At 68.1% G+C, this 22440-nt stretch carries 20 protein-coding genes and 1 riboswitch; of the genes, 7 read left to right on the forward strand and 13 right to left on the reverse strand.

Translation table 11 applies throughout. From position 1 onward, the window contains the following. Nucleotide 1 precedes the first annotated feature (1 nt). Nucleotides 2-991, forward strand: a complete 990-nt coding sequence (locus tag J3R73_RS27115; protein WP_307434650.1) for an ABC transporter ATP-binding protein — start codon at nt 2-4, stop codon at nt 989-991. After that, entirely contained in the window at nt 988-1959 is a 972-nt protein-coding gene (locus J3R73_RS27120; protein ID WP_307434653.1) for a dipeptide ABC transporter ATP-binding protein, read from the forward strand. The genes J3R73_RS27115 and J3R73_RS27120 overlap by 4 nt, the downstream gene beginning before the upstream one ends. 218 nt (nt 1960-2177) lie before the next feature. Here J3R73_RS27120 and J3R73_RS27125 read toward each other — a convergent pair whose 3' ends face one another. The 10 genes from J3R73_RS27125 to thiC form a co-directional block, all read right to left on the reverse strand. Then, entirely contained in the window at nt 2178-3533 is a 1356-nt protein-coding gene (locus tag J3R73_RS27125) for a serine protease family protein (RefSeq protein ID WP_307434656.1), read from the reverse strand. 181 nt (nt 3534-3714) lie between these two features. Continuing rightward, nucleotides 3715-5985, reverse strand: a complete 2271-nt coding sequence (gene recD2 / locus J3R73_RS27130) for an SF1B family DNA helicase RecD2 (protein WP_307434659.1) — start codon at nt 5983-5985, stop codon at nt 3715-3717. Nucleotides 5986-5995: 10 nt separating this feature from the next. Then, nucleotides 5996-7228, reverse strand: a complete 1233-nt coding sequence (locus J3R73_RS27135; protein ID WP_307434662.1) for an MFS transporter — start codon at nt 7226-7228, stop codon at nt 5996-5998. Nucleotides 7229-7427: 199 nt separating this feature from the next. Next, complete coding sequence (locus J3R73_RS27140; RefSeq protein WP_307434665.1) at nt 7428-8114, reverse strand: outer membrane protein; 687 nt, start codon at nt 8112-8114, stop codon at nt 7428-7430. A gap of 491 nt (nt 8115-8605) precedes the next feature. Continuing rightward, entirely contained in the window at nt 8606-9409 is an 804-nt protein-coding gene (gene thiD, locus J3R73_RS27145; protein WP_307434668.1) for a bifunctional hydroxymethylpyrimidine kinase/phosphomethylpyrimidine kinase, read from the reverse strand. A gap of 25 nt (nt 9410-9434) precedes the next feature. Beyond that, the gene (locus J3R73_RS27150) at nt 9435-10049 is read right to left on the reverse strand and encodes a thiamine phosphate synthase (protein WP_307434671.1); all 615 of its coding nucleotides are present in this window, start codon (nt 10047-10049) and stop codon (nt 9435-9437) included. Next, the gene (locus J3R73_RS27155; protein WP_307434674.1) at nt 10046-10828 is read right to left on the reverse strand and encodes a thiazole synthase; all 783 of its coding nucleotides are present in this window, start codon (nt 10826-10828) and stop codon (nt 10046-10048) included. The genes J3R73_RS27150 and J3R73_RS27155 overlap by 4 nt, the downstream gene beginning before the upstream one ends. 133 nt (nt 10829-10961) lie before the next feature. After that, nucleotides 10962-11159: a sulfur carrier protein ThiS gene (gene thiS, locus J3R73_RS27160; RefSeq protein ID WP_307434677.1), complete on the reverse strand. Its 198-nt coding sequence runs from the start codon at nt 11157-11159 to the stop codon at nt 10962-10964. Continuing rightward, on the reverse strand, nt 11128-12129 hold the full coding sequence (gene thiO / locus J3R73_RS27165) for a glycine oxidase ThiO (RefSeq protein WP_307434680.1): 1002 nt from the start codon (nt 12127-12129) through the stop codon (nt 11128-11130). The genes thiS and thiO overlap by 32 nt, the downstream gene beginning before the upstream one ends. Nucleotides 12130-12133: 4 nt before the next feature. After that, complete coding sequence (thiC, locus tag J3R73_RS27170) at nt 12134-13978, reverse strand: phosphomethylpyrimidine synthase ThiC (RefSeq protein WP_307434682.1); 1845 nt, start codon at nt 13976-13978, stop codon at nt 12134-12136. Between the two features lie 71 nt (nt 13979-14049). Further along, a riboswitch (TPP riboswitch) is annotated at nt 14050-14157 on the reverse strand. Between the two features lie 131 nt (nt 14158-14288). Here thiC and J3R73_RS27175 point away from each other — a divergent pair. Further along, nucleotides 14289-14756: a YbaK/EbsC family protein gene (locus tag J3R73_RS27175; protein ID WP_307434687.1), complete on the forward strand. Its 468-nt coding sequence runs from the start codon at nt 14289-14291 to the stop codon at nt 14754-14756. Nucleotides 14757-14776: 20 nt separating this feature from the next. Here J3R73_RS27175 and J3R73_RS27180 read toward each other — a convergent pair whose 3' ends face one another. The 3 genes from J3R73_RS27180 to J3R73_RS27190 all read right to left on the reverse strand — a co-directional run bounded on the left by J3R73_RS27180 (nt 14777) and on the right by J3R73_RS27190 (nt 17529). Continuing rightward, the gene (locus J3R73_RS27180; protein WP_307434689.1) at nt 14777-15496 is read right to left on the reverse strand and encodes an outer membrane protein; all 720 of its coding nucleotides are present in this window, start codon (nt 15494-15496) and stop codon (nt 14777-14779) included. Nucleotides 15497-15812: 316 nt separating this feature from the next. Continuing rightward, the gene (locus J3R73_RS27185) at nt 15813-16580 is read right to left on the reverse strand and encodes a triose-phosphate isomerase (RefSeq protein ID WP_370880114.1); all 768 of its coding nucleotides are present in this window, start codon (nt 16578-16580) and stop codon (nt 15813-15815) included. Between the two features lie 7 nt (nt 16581-16587). Next, a complete protein-coding gene (locus J3R73_RS27190; protein WP_307434694.1) occupies nt 16588-17529 on the reverse strand; it encodes a sugar phosphate isomerase/epimerase family protein in 942 nt (313 codons plus the stop codon). A gap of 344 nt (nt 17530-17873) precedes the next feature. On the opposite strand from J3R73_RS27190, the gene J3R73_RS27195 reads away from it, so the two are divergent. From J3R73_RS27195 to J3R73_RS27210, 4 genes are all read left to right on the forward strand, one after another. Beyond that, nucleotides 17874-18833, forward strand: a complete 960-nt coding sequence (locus J3R73_RS27195; protein WP_307434696.1) for a sugar-binding transcriptional regulator — start codon at nt 17874-17876, stop codon at nt 18831-18833. A gap of 71 nt (nt 18834-18904) precedes the next feature. Further along, nucleotides 18905-20350, forward strand: coding sequence for an ABC transporter substrate-binding protein (locus J3R73_RS27200; protein WP_307434700.1), 1446 nt, complete (start codon nt 18905-18907; stop codon nt 20348-20350). A 299-nt stretch (nt 20351-20649) separates the two neighbouring features. Continuing rightward, nucleotides 20650-21570 (forward strand): carbohydrate ABC transporter permease, encoded by a 921-nt coding sequence (locus J3R73_RS27205; RefSeq protein WP_307434703.1) that lies wholly within the window; start codon nt 20650-20652, stop codon nt 21568-21570. Between the two features lie 10 nt (nt 21571-21580). Further along, the gene (locus tag J3R73_RS27210) at nt 21581-22438 is read left to right on the forward strand and encodes a carbohydrate ABC transporter permease (protein WP_307434706.1); all 858 of its coding nucleotides are present in this window, start codon (nt 21581-21583) and stop codon (nt 22436-22438) included. The last annotated feature ends 2 nt before the right edge of the window (nt 22439-22440 follow it).

Genomic DNA, 22440 nt, shown 5'->3' on the forward strand with positions numbered 1-22440 from the left:
CATGGCCCTGCTCGAAATCAGCAATCTCAGCGTCGAGTTTCAGGTCCGCCACGGCTCGTTCCGCGCCGTCGACGGCATCTCGCTGGCGCTGGATGCCGGCGAGATCGTCTCGATCGTCGGCGAATCCGGTTCGGGCAAATCGGTGGCGATGCTGGCGCTGATGGGCCTTTTACCGAAGACGGCGCGCGTCACCGCCGACAGGCTCGCCTTCGACGGGCGCGACCTCGCCCGCATCACGGCGCGCGAGCGGCGAGGGATCATCGGCAAGGACATGGCGATGATCTTCCAGGAGCCGATGAGCTCGCTCAATCCGTGCTTCACCGTCGGGTTCCAGCTCATCGAGGCGATCCGCGCCCATATGCCGCTCTCGCGCCGGCAGAGCCGCGACCGCGCGGTCGAGCTCCTCGCCGCCGTCGGCATCACCGATCCGGCGCGGCGCCTTTCGGCCTTCCCGCACCAGATGTCCGGCGGCATGAGCCAGCGGGTGATGATCGCCATGGCGATCGCCTGCAATCCCAAGCTCCTCATCGCCGACGAGCCCACCACCGCCCTCGACGTGACCATCCAGGCCCAGATCCTCGACCTCCTGATCGGCCTGCAGAAGGAGCGCGGCATGGCCGTGGTGCTGATCACCCACGACATGGGGGTCGTCGCCGAGACGGCGCATCGCGTCGTCGTGCAATATGCCGGCCAGCAGGTGGAGATGGCCGACACTCCGGCGCTCTTCCACAATCCCCGCCATCCCTACACCGCCGCTTTGCTCGCGGCCCTGCCCGAGCGGGCGACCACCCGCGTGCTCGCCTCCATCCCCGGCGTGGTGCCGGGCCCCTATGACCGGCCGGCCGGCTGCCTGTTCTCCCCGCGCTGCGACTTCGCCGTCGACGCCTGCCGGGCCGCCCCGCCCGGACGGGCGGGCGCCGCCTTCAACCATGCCCTGTGCATCCGGCCGCTCGACCACGGGGCGCCGGCCGAGCTGGACACCGCATCATGAACGCAGCGGCTTCCCCGGCGCTGGTCGAGGCGCGCGACCTCACCCGCTTCTACGACGCTCGCCGCGGCATGTTCGGGGCCACCGCCGTGGTGCGGGCGCTCGCCGGGGTGAGCTTCACCCTGCAGGCCCGCAAGACCCTGGCGGTGGTCGGCGAATCCGGTTGCGGCAAGTCGACGCTCGCCCGGCTCATCACCATGATCGAAACGCCATCGTCGGGCGAATTGAAGATCGGCGGGGTCGACGTGACGCTGGCGAGCGCCGCCCAGCGCAAGGCGCTCCGGCGCGAGATCCAGATCGTGTTCCAGAACCCGTTCGGCTCGCTCAATCCGCGCCAGACCATCGGCAAAGCGCTCGAGGAGCCGCTGCTCGTCAACACCGCCATGCGGGCGGCCGAGCGGCGCGAGGCGGCCTTGGCGATGATGCGGCGGGTGGGCCTCCGGCCGGAGCAGGCGCAGCGCTATCCGCACATGTTCTCGGGCGGCCAGCGCCAGCGCATCGCCATCGCCCGCGCTTTGATGCTGCACCCGAAGATCCTCGTGCTCGACGAGCCGGTCTCGGCGCTCGACGTCTCCGTCCGCGCCCAGGTGCTCAACCTCCTCGGCGAATTGCAGGCCGAATTCGGCCTCGCCTACATCTTCATCAGCCACGACCTATCGGTGGTGCGCCATATCGCCGACGACGTGATGGTGATGTATCTCGGCCGCGCCGTCGAGATGGGCAGCCGAGAAGCGCTGTTCTCCGCGCCGCAGCATCCCTATACGCGCGCGCTGATGGCCGCGACCCCGCAGGCCGATCCCGACCGCGTGCGCGAGCGCATCGTGCTGCAGGGCGAGCTGCCCTCGCCCTTCGCCCCGCCGCCCGGCTGCGCGTTCAACCCGCGATGCCCGCTGGCGCAGCCCCATTGTCGCGCCGAACGCCCGGAGCTCGAGATGAAGCACGGGCGACGGGTGGCGTGCTTCGAAGTGTGAGCCCCGGGACCGCAGGCTTCCAGCCTGCCTCTTCCGGAAGCTCCGGCGTTTCCAAGAGCAGGCTGGAAGCCCATAGGCGCTAACCTTGCCGAAAATAGCGCGATTTTTCTTCTCCCATGCGGGACTTCGCATTTCCAAAGGAAATGCGGTGTCCCGGCTCGGGAGAAGGCGGGTATTTCTCTTATGTTGGCGCATATGGGCTGGAAGCCTGCGCTCCCTTACTTCCCCGGCTCGCAGCGGAACGACATCATGTCCCGGGCGGCGTCGCCGCCCTTGGCGGGCGGAGCGGCGCCGTTGGCGCGCAGGAAGGCGGTGACGAACAGCGCCTTGAGGGCCACGGGACTGCCGTCCGCCGCGGCGAGGCCGACCAGCGCCCCATCCTTGTCGGCCAGCGCCCCGCCGCCGCCGGCGCTGAGGCCGACGCGCCGGGTATCGGCGCCCGGGCCGGCGAGCGCCGTCACCGTCGCGGCCACCGGCGAGGCGCCCGACAGCACCGACACCGCCTCGCCCATGGCGAGAGGCGCCGTCCGCCAGGACAACGGCGCGAGGCGGGCCGGCCTGGCGAGCCTGACGACGGCGATGTCGTTGGCGGGATCGCCGCCGATCACCGCCGCGCGGCTGCCGTCCGCCATGGTCACGCTCGTGCAGCCGGCCACCGCGCCGGCATAGGTGAGGATGTCGCCCTTGTCCGACACCAGGACGCCGAGGCCGGTCCTCGGTCCGGCGGGAGCGCCGGCGGGCAACGGCACCGGCGGCCCTGCCGGCTTGGCAGGCTCGGCCGGCGCAGCCGGCTTCTGGACGGGCTTGGCCGCAGGCTTTGCGGCTGTTTCGGCGGCCTCGTCCGGGCCGGCGAGCCGGAGGGACGCAGCCATGGCGATGGCGACGCGGTCGAAGGCGGGCGACAGCGCCGGATCCCAGCCGAGCGCGAAGCCGCGGGAGAGGCCGTCCGCGCGAAGGAAGCGCAGATAGAAGCTCTTGCCGTCATTGACGCCGGTGACGACGAAGAAATCCGGCCGCAGCAGCGAATAGGTCACCTTGCGGCCGGGGCGCTCGGTCTTCATGCGCGCGAACAGCGCCTCGAAGTCCTCCTTGTCGGCCGGCAGGCTCAGGACGTCGATGGAGACGTCGCCCTTCGGCGAAGCGAAATTCGGGCCGTTCTTGCCCTCCGTCCGCTTCGATGCGAGCTTGGCGGGGTAGCCCACCGTGAGGCCGCGATCGGTGATCTCGGTGAAGCCGTAGCGATCGGTGAACTTCGCGGCATGCTGGGCGAGCACCGCGCGCTCGGGCGGCAGCAGGATGCCGGTGTCCTTCGCCTTGATGCGTTTCTGGAAGGCCTTGATCGCCTCATAGCTGCGCTTGCCGAGGTCGCCGGTCGGCAGGGAATTGAGATCGCCCGTCCAGATCAGGTCCATCTGGACGGCGCTGAGGGCATCGGGGCCCTCTGCGGCGGCGGCAGCCTTGGCGGCCTCGAAGGCCGGGTCGGCGGCCGGCGCCGTCGCCGCCGGCGTTTTCGTCGCTGCCGGGCTCTTGGTCTGGGCGATCGCCGGCAGGGCGAACGCGGACAGGCTCAACAACAGGCAGGTTCCGACCGTCCAGTTCCTCTGCATCTCCGCCCCCCGAAGCTCGCCGGCCAGACCGACACGTTCCAGTTCTATAACGCCCATATATGACGGCAAGCGTTCTGCGGGAAACAGCGGGCGCCCGATGTGCCTTCCCGCACGATGCCGCAGACGTGCGAGCCTCATGCCGGCGGCGTCAGGAGGCCGCCAGCTTCTCGCGCAGCCGCGTCCAGCGCCGCCGTCCCATCGCGTCCTCGGCGGCCATGCGCAGGGCACGCCGGTCGGCGACGACCACGACGAGGCGCTTGCCGCGGGTGATGGCGGTGTAGAGCAGGTTGCGGGCGAGCATCGGATAATGGCCGTTGGCGATCACCACCACCACGGCAGGGTATTCGGAGCCCTGCGCCTTGTGGATGGTGGTGGCATAGGCGGGCACGAGGCTGTCGAGCTGCGCGGCGGTGTAATGCACCTCGCGCCCGTCGAAGGAGACGGTGAGCTGGCCGAGCTTCGGATCGGTGCGGGTGACGAAGCCGATGTCGCCGTTGAAGATTTCCCGGTCGTAGTCGTTGTCGATCTGCATGACCTTGTCACGCGGCGCGAACGTGCCGGAATCGCGGATGATCGCGCCTTCGCGCGCGGGATTGAGCATCTCGCGCAGAACCTGGGTCAGCGCCTGCGAGCCGAGCGGCCCCTTGTTCATCGGCGTCAGCACCTGGATGTCGCGCACGGGATCGAGCTCGAAGCGGCGCGGCAGGCGCCGGGTGACGATGTCGACGATCTTGTTGGCCCCGTCCTCGGCCGAGGCCATGTCGACGACGAAGAAGTCGCCCTCCTCCGGGCTCCTGGCGCCTTCCGGCACCTCGCCGTGGTTGACGGCATGGGCGGCGGCGATGATGCGGCTCGACTCGGCCTGGCGGAAGACCTCCGTCAGCCGCACGACGGGCACGGCGCCGGAGGCGATGACGTCCGCCAGCACCTGCCCGGGCCCCACCGAGGGAAGCTGGTCGGCGTCGCCGACGAGGACCAGCGCGGCGCGCGGCGACAGCGCGTCCAGCAGCGCGCGCATCAATTCGATGTCGATCATGCTCGCCTCGTCGGCGATCACGAGGTCGGCGTCGAGCGGATAGGATTTCTGGCGGCGGAAGGTCGCCGAGACCGGATCGATTTCGAGCAGGCGGTGGATGGTCTTGGCTTCCAGGCCGGTGCTCTCGGCCATGCGTTTGGCCGCCCGTCCGGTCGGGGCGCAGAGCGCGATCGTCACCTCCTTGCGGTCGAGGGCGCGCAGGATGGTGTCGATGATGGTGGTCTTGCCGACGCCCGGGCCGCCGGTGATGACGAGCAGGCGCGAGGCCAGCGCGCTTTCGACCGCGAGCGCCTGGGCCGGCGCGAGGCGCTTGCCGGTGCGGGCCTCGGCGGTGAGCACGGCCTCGGCCAGTCCGTCCTGCCGCCAGGGCGGCGTGCCGCCCGCCATCTGCTTGAGCCGCGCCGCGACCGTCTCCTCGGCATGCCACAGCGAGGGCAGGAAATAGGCCGGCACGCCCTCGATGGTGTCGCCGATGACGGCCTTGGCCTTGAGCAGCTCCGAGGCTGCCTCGTTCAGCAGATATTCGTCGACGTCGAGCATGCGCGCCGCCCGCTCGAACAGGACCTCGCGCGGCAGGCCGCAATGGCCGTTCGACGCGCCGTCGCCCAGCGCCCAGAGCAGGCCCGCGCTGAGGCGCGAAGGATCCTCGCGATCGCGCCCGAGGCTGAGCGCGAACTGGTCGGCGGTGTGGAAGTCGAAGCCCTTGATCTCGCGCGACAGGCGATAGGGATCGGCCTTGATCAGCTCGATCGCCCCGGAGCCGAGCGTCTTCTGCACATTCGCCGCGCGGTTCGGTCCGAGGCCATGCTCGGTGAGGAAGAGCAGCACGTCGCGGAAGCCCTGCTGCGCCGTCCAGCCCTCGCGGATGAGGCGGACGCGCTGCGGCGTGAGGCCCTCAACGGTATCGAGGCGCTCCGGCTCGGTGTCGAGCACCTTGAGCGTATCCTTGCCGAAGGCGGCGACCAGCTTCTTGGCCGTCTCCTGGCCGATGCCGCGCACGAAGCCCGAGGCGAGATAGCGCTCGATGCCGGAGGCCGACGCCGGCGGCTGCGTCGCGATGGTCTCGGCCTTGAACTGGAGGCCGCGTTCCGGGTCGACGCTCCAGCGCCCGGTGGCCTCCAGCTTCTCGCCGGGCGCCACCGAAGCCAGGCGCCCGAGCACGGTGGCGAGATCCTTGCGCCCCTTCACCTTGACCTTGAGCACGGCGAAGCCGGTCTCCGGCTTGTGATAGGTCACCCGGTCGATGATGCCCGAGATGGCGAGATCGGCCGGAACGTCCTCAGCGGAAACCGGGGTCGAATCGCGTCTGAAGCTGGGGCTGCGCATGGCCGCACCATGGGCAGGCGCGGCGGAATTGTCGAGATGGATGTTCCGGCGCGACACGGCGGCCGCGTCAGGCGCTCCTGCGCGGAAAGCCGTCGGCACGCCGCAGCGCCGGAAACAGCCGCGACCAGGCCAGCGCGACGATCACGGTTCCCGCGCCGCCGAGGACGACCGCGGGAACCGTGCCGAACAGGGTCGCCGTCATGCCGGATTCGAACTCGCCGAGCTGGTTCGAGGTGCCGACGAACATGGAATTGACCGCGCTGACCCGCCCGCGCATCGCGTCGGGCGTGCCGAGCTGGACCAGCGTGCTGCGAACGACGACGCTGACCACGTCCGCCGCCCCCATCACGCTCAGCGCGAGCATCGAGAGGGGAAACCAGGAGGAGGCGCCGAACACCATGGTGGCGAAGCCGAAGGTCGCCACCGCCCCGAACATCTTCAGGCCGACATGCCGTTCCATCGGCCAGCGCGCCAGCACCAGCGATGTCGCCAGGGCGCCCAGGGCAGGCGAGGCGCGCAGGACGCCGAGGCCGAGGGAATTGGTGTGGAGGATGTCGCGCGCATAGACCGGCAGCAGGGCCGTGGCGCCGCCGAGCAGCACCGCCACCATGTCCAGCGAGATGGCGCCGAGGATGACCGGCCGGCTGCGGATGAAGCCGAAGCCCGAGAACACCGAACGCAGCGTCTGCGTCTCGCGGGGAGCGGGCGGCACTAGGATCCTCAGCGAGGAGACCAGCGCCGCCGCGACGAGGTAGAGCAGGCCGACGGCGATATAGGCCAGGCCCGGTCCCGCGATGTAGAGGAGGCCGCCGAAGGCCGGACCGATGATGGTGGCGGTCTGGATGGCGGAGACCGAGAGCGCCAGGGCCTTGGGAAGGATCGACGGGCTCACCACCATCGGCAGGAGAGCGGCCACGGTCGGCGCCTCGAAGGTGCGGCAGGCGCCGACGAGCACCGCGGCGGCGAAGATGACATGGGGACTGATGACGCCGGACCAGGAGGCGAGCGCCAGGCCCGCCGCCGTCATCCCTTCGACGAGCTGGCAGGTGCGGACCACCACGCGCCGGTCGAAGCGGTCGGCGATATGGCCGGCGGGAAGGGTGAGCAGCAGCATCGGCAGGAACTGGCACAGACCCACCAGGCCGAGGTCGAAGGTGCTGCTGGTCAGCGCGTAGATCTGCCAGCCGATGACGACGGAGACGATCTGGAAACAGCTGGTCGACAGGACACGGGCCGACCAGAACAGGACAAAATTGCTCTGGCGGATGAGCGGGAGCCCATCCTCGATAGGGGGAGGCATCAATGACTTCCTGGAAATCCGCTGACGCGGCACGGCTGAAAAAAACCGTGCGAGTTTGCGCGCGATCGGCTTGCCGCTCAACGGCAAAGCGCGGCGGACGGCAATGCTGCGCCGCGGATCCGGGAGAATAAAAAAAGCCCGGCTTTCGCCGGGCTTCCCGTGCAACCGCTCCGGGAGGAGAGAGCGGCGTTTCGCCGGATCAGAACTTGTAGCTGACGCCCAGCTCGGTCGTGGTCTCGTTGAAGCGGGTCTTCACCCGGTCGCCGAGGATGTTGACGTTCTGCTTGCCGAAGTCGGTGTAACGGACTTCGCCGCGCACGATCCAGTTCTGGTCGATGGCGTATTCGACGCCGCCGCCGGCCGTCCAGCCGACACGGGTCTTGCTCGACGAATCGGAACCGATGCCGGGAATATCGACGCTGAGCTTCTCATCGCCGAAGGCGACGCCGCCGGTGACGTAGGGCAGGATGCGGTCGAAGGCATAGCCGGCGCGGGCACGGACCGAACCCTGCCAGTCGCTCTTGAACTTGGCCGAGCCCGACACGCTGTCGACGGTCTCCGTGGTCGTCTTCGACAGGCTGGTGTAGTCGATGTCGCCTTCGAGGCCGATCACGACATTGTTGTCGAATTCCTCATTGTAGCCGGCATGGGCGCCGCCGATGAAGCCGGTGCTGTTGAACTTCGCCCGGGCGCCAAGAGCCGGATCGCTGGCCTTGGCATCGCCGAACACGGCGCCGGCGTGAACACCGGCGTAGAAGCCGGTCCAGCTGAAGACGGGTGCGACGGGCATCGGAGCCGCCGGCTCGACCGACTGAGGGGCGAGATCAGCCGCAAAAGCCGAGGTCGAGGTGAGCAGCAAGGCTGCAAGGGCCAAACGCATTTTCATAAAACGAACTCCAAAACGACGAGATACAGTAGCTCACTATAAAACAGAAATCGCCGTCCAAGTCTGTAGCGTTTGCGCCACATGCCCGTCGAGCGTCTTGGCCGGACCGCGTAGATTCAAAGGCAAAATTAAGACCGGTCATCCCGAGTCAAATTGTCACTTTACATATTTTATTCGAGAAATATCTTTATATATACTTCTTGTACAAGTTTTATTATAAAATAATACGTTAATTTCCTCACTTCAACAACACGAGATTGGGCGCGGCGCAACATCTTGGCTCGATTTCTTCCACGTCACGTCCCCCTCGGCGGTACCCCGATCCAGATCAGGCTGCGGTTCAGCTTGGCGATACTGCCTTGCCTGCCACCAGGCAGGCCTTCGCCGGGAAGCGTGCGCCGCAGGAATGCCATATTTGCCGCCGGAGCGGGCATTTGCAGGCCGGCAAAGCCTCGTCGCAGCAGCCCTGCGTCCCACGCAGGGCTGCTCCCTTATCCCTGCCGGGCCCGGTCCGGCCAGTGGTCCAGGGGTCCCGAGCCGCGTCCGAGCCGGCGCCCGGCCCCGGCCGCGATGGCGGCGGTGAGATAGGCCTTGGCGCGTTCGACGGCCTCCTCGAGGAGAAGACCGCGCGCCAGGCCCGCGGCGATGGCGGAGGACAGCGTGCAGCCCGTGCCGTGGAGGTTGGGGCTGTCGATCCAGGCGCCGGCGAAGCGGATGACGCCCTGCGCGGAGACCAGCAGGTCCACCGCCTCGCCGAGACCCGCATGGCCGCCCTTGACGAGGACCGCCTGCGGGCCGAAGGCGAGCAGCGCCCGCCCCTGCGCCTCCATCTCGGCCTCGCCGGCGGCGAGGTCCCGCCCCGTGAGGGCGGCGGCTTCCGGCAGGTTCGGCGTCAGGCAGGCGACCCGCGGCAGCAGGCGCTCCCGCAGGGCCCGGACGGCGTCGGCGTCCATCAGCCGGTGGCCCGACGAGGCGATCATCACCGGATCGAGCACGACCGGGACGGAACGGCGCGCCAGGCCGTCGGCGATCTCGGCGACATGGGCGGCAGCCGGCACCAGCCCGATCTTGACGGCGCGCACGTCGAAATCGTCGAGCACCGCCGCGATCTGGGCCGCCACCATCCCGGGCGGAACGAGATGCACGGCGCGCACGCCCATGGTGTTCTGCGCCGTGACCGCCGTTATCGCGCTGGTGCCGTAGACGCCCAGCGCGGCAAAGGTCTTGAGATCGGCCTGGATGCCGGCGCCGCCGCCCGAATCCGACCCCGCGATGGTGAGGGCGACCGCCGTCATCGCCGTCCCCGGCCGGCCCGCGGGCTCACGCCGACCGCCCGCGGGTGGCGGCGATCCAGGCGCGGATGCGCGATGCCGGGTCGGCGTGGCCGGTGACGTCGCTGACCAGAGCGAGGCAGTCGGCGCCCGCTTCGAAGCAGAGCGGGGCACGCTCGAGCGTGATGCCGCCGATGGCGACGAGCGGGCGGTCGCCGATCAGGCGCTTCCATTCGCCGATGCGGCCGAGCCCCTGCGGCGCAAAGGGCATCACCTTCAGCGTGGTGGGATAGATCGGGCCGAGGGCGACGTAATCGGGATCGGCCGACAGGCCCCGCTCCAGCTCGGCATGGTCATGGGTGCTGACGCCGAGGCGCAGCCCCGCCCTGCGGATCGCCGGGAGATCCGCCGTATCGAGATCGCCCTGCCCCAGATGCACGAAATCGGCGCCGGCCTCGATCGCCGCCTGCCAATGATCGTTGACGACGAGTTGCGCCCCAGCGGCATGGCAGAGCGCGAGCGCCCGGCGGATCTCGGCCAGGGTGTCGCCGGGCGGCCGGTCCTTGACGCGCAACTGGACCAGGCGGGTGCCCGCCTCGACGAGGCGTGCGACCCAGCCGGCGCTGTCGACGACCGGATAGAAGGGATCGAGACGGAGGATCATGCCAGCAGCGCCTTTCCGAGCACGGGTGTGGAGGGCACCGCCATGTCGCGCGGCTCCATCGGATCGGCGCGGAAGGCCAGGCGCCCCGCTTCGATCGCCATGGCGAAGGCGCGTGCCATCAAGGCGGGATCGCCCGCCTTGGCGACGGCGGTGTTGAGCAGGACGGCATCGTAGCCGAGTTCCATCGCCGCCGCGGCCTGGGACGGCGTGCCGATGCCGGCATCGACGACGAGCGGAATGCCGGGAAAATGCGCGCGCATCGCCCTGAGGCCGAAGACGTTGTTGAGGCCGCGCCCGCTGCCGATCGGCGCGCCCCAGGGCATCAGCACGCGGCAGCCGGCCTCGACCAGGCGCTCCGCCACCACGAGATCCTCGGTGGTGTAGGGAAACACCTCGAAGCCGTCGGCCGAGAGGATGCGGGCGGCCTCGACCAGGCCGAACACGTCGGGCTGCAGCGTGTCCGCCTCACCGATCACTTCGAGCTTGATCCAGCCGATCCCGAAGACCTCACGGGCCATCTGCGCCGTCGTCACCGCCTCCTTGACCGAATGGCACCCGGCGGTGTTGGGCAGGATGCGGGCGCCGAGCCCGCGGATGAACTGCCAGAAGTCCTGGCCGCTGCGCAGCGCGCCCGATTCGCGGCGCAGCGACACGGTGACGATGCCGGCGCCCGAGCCGCGCACCGCCTCGGCGAGGATGGCAGGCGAAGGATATTGCGCCGTGCCGAGCAGCAGGCGCGAGGACAGGCGGGTGCCGTAGAAGTCGAGAGGGTCGATCATGGCACGATCTCCGGGCATGTGGCCTTCCCGGGTGCGGGGACGTCTCGTCCGCTCTTCATTGCCAACTTTCGCATGTGCCGGGGCAGAAGCGGACGGGACGTCCGCGCACCCGGGAAAATCGCCCGCCGCATCCTCATCCTCCCTGCATCGGCGCGAGGATTTCGATCGCGTCGCCCTCGGCGAGAAGCGTCACCATCCTGTCGGCGCGCCGCACGAAGCGGCCGTTCACCGCGGTGGCGACCACGGCGGCATCGAGCTCGAGCGCTTCGAGGAGCGCGGCGAGTGAAGGCGCGGCGACGTCACGCGCTTCGCCGTTGATGATCAGGGTCATGGCTGACCTCCGGGTCCGGGAGGATGAGATCGGCCGCCTCGCGCGCCAGCGCGGGCGACAAAAGGAAGCCGTGGCGGAACAGCCCGTTGAGGGCGAGGACACGGCCTTGGCGCGTGAGGCGCGGCAGGTTGTCCGGGAAGGCGGGGCGGATGCCCGCGCCGGTCTCGACGACCTCCGCCTCGCCGAAGGCCGGATGCAGGGCGAAGGCGCCGTTGAGCAGTTCGAGGATGGAACGCACCGTCGGCGGCCCCTGCCGGTCGCTCTCGATCATGGTCGCGCCGATCATGAACAGCCCGCCCTCGCGCGGCACCACATAGAGCGGCATGCGCGGATGGAGGAAACGGACCGGACGCGACAGAGCGATGTCGGCGGTCCGCACCACCACCATCTCGCCCCGCACGCCGCGAAGATCCGCCAGGTCCCGGCGGGCCGCGAAGCCCCGGCAGTCGAGCACCGCGTCGGCAACCGCCGCCTGGGGGTCGGCCTCGACGCCATAGCGGATGGCGGCCCCGCGCCGCGCCAGCGCCTCCACCAGGACGGCGAGCGCGAGGCGCGGGTCGAGATGCGCCTCGCGGGCGAAGAACAGGCCCTGGCGGAAGCGGCCGGCGAGGTCGGGCTCGAGCGCGGCGATGGCCGCCTCGTCCACCCGCTCATGGTCGAGGGTACGCCGCGCGAAGCGGGCGAGCTCGCCCTCGTCGCGATGCGGCGCCACCACCAGCGTGCCGCGCCGGACGGTCTGCGGCACATGGCGCGGCCACCAGTCGAGGGCGGCCTGCCCGCGCTCCAGCACCGCGGGCTCGGCGCTCTCCCGCTCGCACCAGGGTGCGAGCATGCCGCCGGCGAGCCAGGAAGCCGCCGCCCCGCCCAAGGCCGGGCTGCGTTCGAGGATCTCGACCTCGGCCCCGCGCTCGGCGCATTCGAGCGCGGCGACGAGGCCCGCGACCCCGGCCCCGATCACGACGACGCGCACGGCCCTATTCCGCGGGCACGTAGAGGGCGCCGCCCCCGGCCAGGAATTCGCGCGATTTCGCCGCCATCCCCGCCTGCGCGGAGGCCTCGGCCTCCATGGCCCGCACCTCCTGCCGGAGGTCCTGCGTGATCTTCATCGAGCAGAATTTCGGCCCGCACATCGAGCAGAAATGCGCGACCTTGTGGGCGTCCTTCGGCAGCGTCTCGTCGTGATAGGCCCGCGCCGTATCGGGATCGAGCGAGAGGTTGAACTGGTCCTGCCAGCGGAAGTCGAAGCGCGCCCGCGACACCGCGTCGTCGCGGATCTTCGCGGCGGGATGGCCCTTGGCGAGATCGGCGGCATGGGCGGCGATGCGATAGGTGATGACGCCGGTCTTGACGTCGTCGCGATCGGGCAGGCCGAGATGCTCCTTCGGCGTGACGTAGCAGAGCATCGCCGTGCCGAACCAGCCGATCATCGCCGCGCCGATGCCGGAGGTGATGTGGTCGTAGCCCGGCGCGATGTCGGTGGTCAGCGGTCCGAGCGTGTAGAACGGCGCCTCGCCGCAGACGGCGAGCTGCTTGTCCATGTTCTGCTTGATCTTGTGCATCGGCACATGGCCGGGGCCCTCGATCATCACCTGGCAGCCCTTGTCCCAGGCGATCTTCGTGAGCTCGCCGAGGGTGTCGAGTTCGGCGAACTGCGCGGCGTCGTTGGCGTCGGCGATCGAGCCCGGCCGGAGGCCGTCGCCCAGCGAGAAGGAGACGTCATAGCGGCGCATGATGTCGCAGATCTCGTCGAAATGCTCGTAGAGGAAGCTCTCGCGATGACCGGCGAGGCACCAGCGCGCCATGATCGAGCCGCCGCGCGAGACGATGCCGGTGACGCGCTGCGCCGTCAGCGGCACATGGGCGAGCCGGACGCCGGCATGGATGGTGAAATAGTCGACGCCCTGCTCGGCCTGCTCGACCAGCGTGTCCTTGAACACCGCCCAGTCGAGCTTGAGCGGGTCGCCATCGACCTTCTCCAGCGCCTGGTAGATCGGCACGGTGCCGATCGGCACCGGCGAATTGCGCAGGATCCAGGAGCGGATATTGTGGATGTTGCGGCCGGTGGAGAGGTCCATCACCGTGTCGGCGCCCCAGCGCGTTGCCCACACCAGCTTCTCGACCTCCTCGGCCGCCCCCGAGGTCACCGCCGAATTGCCGATATTGGCGTTGACCTTGACCAGGAAATTGCGGCCGATCACCATCGGCTCGACTTCAGGATGGTTGATGTTGGCCGGCAGGATGGCCCGTCCCCGGGCGATCTCGTCGCGGACGAACTCCGGCGTCACGAAATCGGGGATGGCGGCGCCGAAGCTGTCGCCGTCGGCCATGCGCTCCGCCGCGCCGCCGAGGGCCGTCTCGCGCGCCAGATTCTCGCGGAAGGCGGCGTAGACCATCTCCTCGGTGACGATGCCGGCGCGGGCGAACTCATATTGGGTGACGAACTGGCCGTCGCGGCCCTGACGCAGCACCCGCGTAGCCGGGCAGGGCTCGACCAGCGCGTCGGCGGAGACGTTGCCATTGTCCTCCGGCTTCACGGCCCGGCCCTCGACGGGCGCGAAGCCGCGGCCGGCGATCCAGGCCTCGCGCACCAGCGGCAGGCCCTGCTTGAGGTCGATGCGGATGTCGGCCTGCGTATAGGGGCCGGAGGCATCGTAGACGCGCACCGGCGCCTCGGCGGGATCGCTCAGCGCGATCTCGCGGAAAGGCACCCGCATGGCGGGATGCGACGCGGGCGCGGCATAGACCTTGCGCGAGCCGGCGATCGGGCCGGTGGTCACGCTCTGCGGCGCGGCGAGCTTGTCCTTGGGATGGATATTCACTGGATCTCCTCCTCGAAACGAGACATGGAGATCCGGGGCGACGATTGTCTGGGAGGCTTCGCATCGCAGCGAAACACAATGGTTCCCGTCCCTTCGCCGGCATGACCCGGATCAGGTTCGAAGGGTTCGGCTCTCGGCCATCTCAGCCCCGCTCGCGCAGGACACCCCTCGGAACGGAACGGAGCCTAGTCCCGGATCGGCGCGCCGTCCAGCCCCTTGGTGACAGCCACTTGGTCGCAAGACGATCGCGGTTGGCATCGCGCCGGCGCGCCCCTATCCTGCGCGCCGTGATCCGGGAGGCGGACAATCGATGCAGGAAGCGATCGAACGGGTGAGGCGGGCCCTGCTCGCGGCGGGCCATGCCGATACCATCGCGGCCTTCGCCGAAGGCACCCATACGGCGCAGGAGGCCGCGGCCTCGGTCGGCTGCAGCGTGGCGCAGATCGCCAAGTCGATCGTGTTCCGCGCCGGCGATACGCCGGTGCTGGTCATCGCGTCCGGCGCGAACCGCATCGACCGCGCCAAGGTCGGCGCCGCGCTCGGCCGCAAGGTCGAGCGGGCCGACCCGGCCTGGGTCGCGGCCGTCACCGGCTTTTCCGTCGGCGGGGTGGCGCCCGTCGGGCACCGGACCGCGCCTCTCGTCCTCGTCGACGAGGACCTTCTCGGCCTCGACCCGCTCTGGGCCGCCGCCGGCTCGCCGATGCACGCCTTCCGCACGACGGCGGCCGATCTCATCGGCATCACCGGCGGCCAGGCACGCGACGTGAAGGCCGTCTGAGCCGCCGGCAATCGTTCCGGTCAGAACTTGTAGCTCACGCCGAAGAGCACGGCGTTCGTCGTGAACTTCACCTTGTCGTAATAGGACAGGCTCGGATAGGAGAAGTTCTTCTTGCCGAAATCGGTGTAGCGATATTCGATCCGGGCGGTGATGTTGTCGGTGACGGCGTATTCGAGGCCCGCGCCGATCGTCCAGCCGGTCCGGTTGGTGTTGTTCTGGACGCCGAAGAGGAGCGGGCTGGTCGGCTCGTAGCTCGTCTTGACGTCTCCGAAGGCGACGCCGCCCGCGATATAGGGCAGGAAGCGGTCGATGGCATAGCCGAGGCGCAGGCGGATATCGGCGTTCCAGTCCTGCTTGGTGCGGATGCGGAAGGGCGGCTGGCCCAGCACGGGGCTTTGCACCAGATCCGTATCCTTGTCGTCGAAGGCGGCGTTGGCATCGCCTTCGATGCCGACGACGAACGAGTCGTACTGGTAGTTGTAGCCGACATGGCCGCCGATGAAGCCGCTTTCGGGATGGTTGCTATAGGGCATGCCCTGGGAGAAATCCGGACGGCTGCCGAGCGGGCCGGAGGCGTCGGTCCACTGATAGCCGCCCTGCGCACCGACATAGAAGCCCGTCCAGGAGAAGGGGACGGCGGCAGCCGGAGCAACGGGTTCGGCTCTTTGCGGCAAATCCGCGGCGAAGACAGACGTCGTCGATGCCATTATGGCGAAAAGGGCATATTTGAAAGACTGCATGATGTATTTCCTCTAGCGAGGCGAGGAGCTAGACCAGCGTTCGATGACAAGGGCACGACCGCCGCCACGCTATGCCGGAATCTTCTGTACAAACCGCGTCATAAAACCGAAACGCGGCCCCGAAACACATCGGCACAGACCACAAATACAATCTTTACGTGCGAATTCTTATGTCGTCGCGCATGGGAGGCGTTGCGACCTTGGGGAAACTCCGGGAAAATTGCGATGTCATCGAATCGCAATTTTCTCCGGTTCCGCATTCGGCGCATTCGCGCCGTCGAGAACGGCTGGCCGTTCCCGAAAATACGCCGGGCGCTCAGGCGCCAGGGAGACTCTCGCAGACGCTTTCGACGATGCCGACATAGCCTTGCACGTCCCAGGCGGAGCGGCCGATGAACAGGCCGTCTATGCTCGGGCGCGCGGCAAGCTCGCGGCAATTGGCGGGATTGACGCTGCCGCCATAGACGACGTCGATCGGCATGCCGTAGCGCGCCACCGCCTGCTTCTTGATCAGGGCATGCTGCTCGTCGGCGAAGTCCGGATCGGCCGGCACGCCGCCCTCGCCGATCGACCAGACCGGCTCATAGGCGATGACGACGCGGGACAATTGGCTGGGCTCGGTCACCGAGAAGACGGCCTCGACCTGCCGGGCCAGCGCACTCGCCGTCGCGCCCGCCTCAAATTCAGCCCGCGTATCGCCGACGCAGACGAGCGCGAGCAGGCCGTGGGCGAGAGCGGCCTTGACCTTCAGGGCCACCGTCTCGTCGGTCTCGCCGAAATGGATGCGCCGCTCGCTGTGGCCGAGCTCGACCATGGTGGCGCCGGCATCCTTGATCATCGGCGCGGAGATCTCGCCGGTCCACGCGCCCGCTTCGGCCCAATGCATGTTCTGCGCCCCGACGCGCACCGCGGTGCCGGAAAGGATCTCGGCGACGCCGGCGATCGCGGTGAAGGGCGGAATGACGAAGGGAAGCACCTTCCGCGTCGATGCCACCTTGGAGGCCGCCAGCGCCCGGGCGAAGGCTTCGGCCTCGGCCCGCGTCTTGTTCATCTTCCAGCTCGTGCCGATCCAGGGTCTCTTCACTGCCATGTCAACGCTCCGTCTTCTCCGCTTCCGGCCGCCCGATATCGACGTAAGGCTTCCAGAAGGCAACCGATTCCCGGATCATCGGAATCACATTGCGGTCGGCCGGCTCGCGTTCGCGGAAGGCGAACTCCATGCATAATTCATTGTCGACGCCGCCGGCCTCCCGGATCGTCGCGATCAGCCGGTCGGGGACGATGCGCCCGTCCTGGTTGTGCGCGGCGGTGAACGGCCAGTGGCCGCCCTTGTTGGCGGAACTCTGCTTGATGTGGATGATGGGCGAGCGCGTGGCGAAGGCCGCGGCCCAGGCATAGGGATCGGTGTCGGCGGGATCGGGCGAGGAGACGTCGCCGTGATCGATGTCGACCATGGCCTTGAGCGGCACCGGCAGGTCGGCGGCGTCGAGGAAATCCTGCAGCTGCGCGCAGGCGGCGATGGTGTGGCCGAGCTCGCGGCCGACCGACATCGGCTCCCAGAACAGATAAGCGAGGCCGCGCCCGGCGGCATGTTCGGCCACGGCGCGCCAGCACTCCAGCGCCTGTCCGAGCCGCGTCCGGCGCAGGACCGGGTCGTCATAGTCGGCGTAGGTCAGGATGGCGTATTGCGTGCCGATGGCCGGACAGCCGAGGTCCGCCGCGATATCCGCCATCCGCTCGAACCAGCCCACATAATAGGCGCGGACCTCGGCGTCGGGATGGCCGAAATGGTTGAGCCGGCCATAGGGGCCCGTCATCAGGGAGGTGATCCTCACCCCCTCCGCGGCGCAGGCCGCCGCCATCGCGTCCGTGAGCCGGCGGACCGTGGCGGCGGGCCAGGCCGGATTGATGAATTCATGCACGAGCTGGATATGGCCGATGCCGATCTCACCGGCGACGGTGCGGATCAGCTCGTCCGGCGCGGCAAAGCGGTTGACCAGCGGATTGGTGTTCAGCGACAGGCGAAAGGACATCGGGGTTTCCATCCGGGACGTTTCTTGGGGCGGCAGGCTTCCGGCCCGCAGACGCTGGATCAGGCGGTCCTGGCCGGCGAGATTCGCATCTCGTCGCACCTCAGCCGCCTGACCTCTTCTGAGCCGGGCCGGAGGCCCGGGACAAGCCCCGGGCACGACAAAATTCGCGTCCGTCCCTTGCCTCGGCGCCCATGGGCATGCGGCCCGCCTCTCTCTTTCCCTTGCTGGATCGAACCCTGCCGAAGCCAGGCCGCCGCCTGCATCGCCGGGTTCGATCAGCCTTGACAGAATGCCATGGTGATGAAACAAACTTCAAGACAAGAAAAAATTATCAGGCTCAGGGAATGCTCAGCGAAGCCCGCAAATATCCGAATAGCGAGGATTTCGATCTCTGCATTCGCGCGGCCTGGCTGCATTACGGCGGCGGCCTCACCCAGGGCGAAGTCGCCCGGCGCCTCGGCATTCCCAGCCTGAAGGCGCATCGGCTCATCGCCCGCGCCAACCGCGACGGCCTGGTGCAGTTCTCCATCGACGGCGATATTTCCGAATGCCTCCGGCTCGAGGAGGCGGTCCGCCGCCGTTACGGCATCGAATTCTGCGAAGTCTGCCCCGATCTCGACGACGAGCCTCTGCCGCTGCGCACCCTCGGCATGGCGGGCAGCCGCTTCCTGCGCCGCGCGCTCGAGAGCGGCGAGGACAAGGTGATCGGCTTCGGCCATGGCCGCACGCTCGCCGCCTGCGTTTCCATGCTGCCGACGATGAGCGCGAACGGCGTGAAGCTGGTTTCCCTGCTCGGCGGGCTGACGCGGCGCAACGCCACCACCCCCTTCGACGTGATCCACCGGCTGGCCGGGCGCACCGGGGCGGAGACCTATGTGCTGCCCTTGCCCTTCTATGCCAATTCGGTCGAGGACAGGGCGGTGTTCATGGCCCAGCGCGGCGTGCTCGAAGTGATGCAGCTCGGCATTTCCGCGACGCTGCGCATGGTCGGCATCGGCACGATGGAGGCCGACGCCTCGACCGTCTCCACCGGCATGATCGAGCGGGAGGACGTCGAGGCGGCCCGGCGCGCCGGCGGCGTCGCCGAGGTGCTCGGCCATATCTTCAGCCTCTCGGGCAAGCTGATCGAGAACGACCTGTCGGCCCGGACCCTCTCGATGTCGGCCGCCGACATCGGCACGCAGAAGACGGTCGCACTGGCGGGCGGGCGTTCGAAAATCGATGCCATCCGGGCCGTCCTCGCCAGCGGACTGCTCCACGGCATCATCATGGACGAAAGGACGGCGCGAACCTTGACCGCCTGACGATCGGGCCAGCAACCGGGCGGCAAGACCCGGATCGAAGGAACCAACAGCAAAAACCAAGGATGGAAACGATGACCCAGAAGGCAAACGACTTTTTCGACCAGTACAAGGCGGGCAAGATCAGCCGCCGCGAGCTGATGGTGGGCGCGGCCAAGCTCGGCATTACCGCCGCCGCCGCCAACTTCATGCTCAACGCCGCGGGCACCCGGGCGCTCGCCGCCACGGACTTCGACTGGAAGAAGTTCAACGGCACCAAGCTGCACCTCCTCCTGAACAAGCATCCCTATGCCGATGCGATGATCGCCGATCTCGCCAATTTCAAGTCGATGACCGGCATCGACATCACCTACGACATCTTCCCGGAGGATGTGTATTTCGACAAGGTGACGGCGGCGCTCTCCTCCAAGTCCACCCAGTACGACGCCTTCATGACCGGCGCCTACATGACCTGGACCTACGGCCCGGCGGGCTGGGTGGAAGACCTCAACGCCTATATCAGCGACCCCGCCAAGACGAGCCCGACCTATAATTGGGAAGACGTGTTGCCGGGCCTGCGCGCCTCGACCGCCTGGAACGGCGTGCCCGGCGCGGCGCTCGGCTCCAAGGACGCCAAGCAATGGTGCATCCCGTGGGGCTATGAGCTCAATTCGATCACCTACAACCGCAAGATGTACGAAAAGGCGGGTGTCGAACCGCCGAAGAACATGCCCGACCTCGTCGAGAAGGCCGCCAAGCTCACCAAGGATCTCGGCGGGCCCTACGGCATCGGCGTGCGCGGCTCGCGGTCATGGGCGACGATCCATCCGGGCTTCCTCTCGGGCTATGCCAATTACGGCCAGAAGGACCTCACGGTCAGCGCCGACGGCAAGCTCAAGGCGGCGATGGATACGCCCCAGTCCAAGGCCTACCACAAGCTGTTCGTCGACATGGTCCAGAATTCCGGCCCGAAGAACTGGTCGACCTACACCTGGTACCAGGTCGGCACCGATCTGGGCGCCGGCGCGTCGGCGACCATCTTCGACGCCGACATCCTCGGCTATTTCATGAACGGGGCCGGCAACAAGGAGCAGGGCAATCTCGGCTTCCATGCCTTCGCCGCCAATCCCGAGGCCAAGGCGCCGACGCCGAATGTGTGGATCTGGTCGCTGGCCATGAACGCCTTCGGCACCCAGAAGGACGCCGCCTGGTACTTCATGCAATGGGCGTCCTCGACCGAGCACGACACCTTCGGCGCCACCAAGATGGACTTCGTCAACCCGGTGCGCCAGTCGGTCGCCTCCAATGCCGACTTCAAGGCCAAGCTGGACAAGTCCTACAGCGGCTATTTCGACCAGTTGCAGGCGTCCTCGCCCGGCGCGCAGATCTACTTCACGCCGCAGCCGCTGTTCTTCGACGTCACCACGCTGTGGGCGGAGACGCTGCAGAAGATGGTCGCCAAGGAAGTGCCGGTCGACGACGGGCTCGACCAGCTCGCCGCCGCGATCAACAAGCAATTGTCGGACGCCGGTCTCGGCTGACGACCGTCGGCGTTGCGGGACGGATCGCCGTCGCGCAGCCTCTCGCCTTTATCCTCTCCCCACAAGAGCGGGGAGAGGGGACCTCGGCGCCGCGACAAGTCCTGCCGGGTTTTATCTCGCAGACCCGCTTGTCGAAACGCGACGCCGCCCCCTCCTTCTCCCCGCCTGAGGGGAGAAGGCAGGGATGAAGGGCATCGCGACTTCCTGATCCGCTCGCACCGCATCGGCGGCGGAGCCTTCGAAATCCAGGCGGGGCCTGCGGCCCCGTCCCCTCGCATCGAACCCGTGAGTATGCCGTCATGACAGCGGATGTCGTCGAAACCGTCCCGGTGCCGCGCCGGCGCAGGACGCGTCTCCTGCCCTATCTCCTCAGCCTGCCGGCCCTGATCGTCTGCATCGGCATCCTCGTCCCCTTCGTGACGGCGATCTATTATTCGCTGCTGCGCTACCGCCTCAACATGCCGATGATGAAGGGGTTCATCTGGTTCCAGAACTATATCGGCTTCGCCAGCGACCCCGAATTCTGGAACACGGTTCGTGTGTCCCTGCTCTATACCGCGCTGACGGTGGGCGTCGAAGTGCTGCTCGGCCTCGCTATCGCCGTGCTGCTGCAGCGCCAGACCCGCTTCAACAACCTCGCCTCCGTGCTGCTGCTGCTGCCGCTGATGACGGCGCCCGCCCTGGCCGCGCTGATGTGGAAGCTGATGACCAATCCGGGCTTCGGCATCCTGTCCTACCTGCTCCAGCTCCTCGGCATCACCAATTTCAAATGGGCCTCGGATCCGAGTTCGGCGCTCTTCACCGTCGTGCTCGTCGACGTGTGGGTCTACACGCCCTTCATCATGATCCTGCTGCTCGCCGGCCTGCGCTCGCTGCCGCGCCAGCCCTTCGAGGCGGCAGCGCTCGACGGCGTGCCGCGCCGCTTCGTCTTCTTCCGCATCACCCTGCCGATGCTGGCGCCCTATCTGATGACGGCGGCGCTGTTCCGGCTGCTCGATTCCATCCAGCAGTTCGACATCATCTATTCGATGACGCAGGGCGGCCCCGGCAACACGCTGCTGGTGTTCCAGGTGCGCGCCTATCTCGATTTCTACCAGTACACCAACGTCGCCAAGTCGGCGGCCCTGCTCATGATCCTGTGGGCGATCACCTACATCCTGTCGAACATCTTCGTGAAACAGCACCTGAAGCTGCGCGAACGTGCGCGCGGACTGGCGTGAGGAGCAAGCCATGGAACACACCTCGACGCTGGAAAAGGCCCTGCGGGGCACCCTGATCACATTGATCCTGGTCTTCTTCCTGTTCCCGATCCTGTGGATCTTCCTGATGTCCTTCCAGACCAACGAGGACATCCTGCGCATTCCGCCGAGCCCGTTCTTCACGCCGACGCTGAGCAACTACCAGGCATTGATCACCGGCAAGCTGGTCTCGACCGCCGGCACGCTCGACATCGCCTTCATGCGCAACCTGTGGAACAGCGTGCTGCTCTCCGGCGTGTCGGTCGCCGTCGCGCTCGTGCTCGGCGTGCCCGCGGCCTACGCCTTCGCGCGCTACAAATTCCCGCTGAGCGAGGACATCGCCTTCACGCTGCTGTCCTTCCGCTTCGCCCCGCCGCTGCTCGTCCTGCTGCCGCTGACGCTCTACTACCAGCAGATCGGGCTGACCGACACCTATGTCGGCCTGATCTGGGTCTACCAGCTCATCGCCCTGCCGCTGATCCTGTGGATCGTGCGGGGCTATTTCGAGGACATCTCGCCCGACATCGAATCGGCCTACCGCATCGCCGGCCATTCCTGGCTGAAGACCTTCGCGCGCATCGCCGTGCCGCTGGCCGGGCCCGGCATCGCCGCGGCCGGCCTGCTCGCCTTCATCTTCTGCTGGAACAATTTCGTCTTCGCCCTGGTGCTCGCCTCGGCCGAGAAACAGCCGGTGACGGTGGGCTCCCTCGCCTTCGTCACGGCGTCCGGCATCCAGTACGGCCAGATCGCCGCCGCCATCGTGCTGTCGATCACGCCGACCCTCGCCATCGCCCTGTGGGCGCAACGCTACCTCGTCGAAGGCCTCTCCCTCGGCGCGGTGAAGGGCTGAAC

This window comes from Labrys monachus (genome assembly GCF_030814655.1).
In the GTDB taxonomy this organism is placed as follows: domain Bacteria; phylum Pseudomonadota; class Alphaproteobacteria; order Rhizobiales; family Labraceae; genus Labrys; species Labrys monacha.

What these genes read in the sequence shown, in the direction of transcription:
- J3R73_RS27190 (WP_307434694.1), bottom strand. Translation starts at nt 17,529, where the DNA reads ATGTCCTTTCGCCTGTCGCTGAACACCAATCCGCTGGTCAACCGCTTT.
- J3R73_RS27205 (WP_307434703.1), top strand. Translation starts at nt 20,650, where the DNA reads ATGACAGCGGATGTCGTCGAAACCGTCCCGGTGCCGCGCCGGCGCAGG.
- J3R73_RS27140 (WP_307434665.1), bottom strand. Translation starts at nt 8,114, where the DNA reads ATGAAAATGCGTTTGGCCCTTGCAGCCTTGCTGCTCACCTCGACCTCG.
- J3R73_RS27155 (WP_307434674.1), bottom strand. Translation starts at nt 10,828, where the DNA reads ATGATCGACCCTCTCGACTTCTACGGCACCCGCCTGTCCTCGCGCCTG.
- J3R73_RS27120 (WP_307434653.1), top strand. Translation starts at nt 988, where the DNA reads ATGAACGCAGCGGCTTCCCCGGCGCTGGTCGAGGCGCGCGACCTCACC.
- J3R73_RS27210 (WP_307434706.1), top strand. Translation starts at nt 21,581, where the DNA reads ATGGAACACACCTCGACGCTGGAAAAGGCCCTGCGGGGCACCCTGATC.
- thiD (WP_307434668.1), bottom strand. Translation starts at nt 9,409, where the DNA reads ATGACGGCGGTCGCCCTCACCATCGCGGGGTCGGATTCGGGCGGCGGC.
- J3R73_RS27150 (WP_307434671.1), bottom strand. Translation starts at nt 10,049, where the DNA reads ATGATCCTCCGTCTCGATCCCTTCTATCCGGTCGTCGACAGCGCCGGC.
- J3R73_RS27195 (WP_307434696.1), top strand. Translation starts at nt 17,874, where the DNA reads ATGCTCAGCGAAGCCCGCAAATATCCGAATAGCGAGGATTTCGATCTC.
- J3R73_RS27175 (WP_307434687.1), top strand. Translation starts at nt 14,289, where the DNA reads ATGCAGGAAGCGATCGAACGGGTGAGGCGGGCCCTGCTCGCGGCGGGC.
- J3R73_RS27200 (WP_307434700.1), top strand. Translation starts at nt 18,905, where the DNA reads ATGACCCAGAAGGCAAACGACTTTTTCGACCAGTACAAGGCGGGCAAG.
- J3R73_RS27135 (WP_307434662.1), bottom strand. Translation starts at nt 7,228, where the DNA reads ATGCCTCCCCCTATCGAGGATGGGCTCCCGCTCATCCGCCAGAGCAAT.
- thiS (WP_307434677.1), bottom strand. Translation starts at nt 11,159, where the DNA reads ATGACCCTGATCATCAACGGCGAAGCGCGTGACGTCGCCGCGCCTTCA.
- J3R73_RS27115 (WP_307434650.1), top strand. Translation starts at nt 2, where the DNA reads ATGGCCCTGCTCGAAATCAGCAATCTCAGCGTCGAGTTTCAGGTCCGC.
- J3R73_RS27180 (WP_307434689.1), bottom strand. Translation starts at nt 15,496, where the DNA reads ATGCAGTCTTTCAAATATGCCCTTTTCGCCATAATGGCATCGACGACG.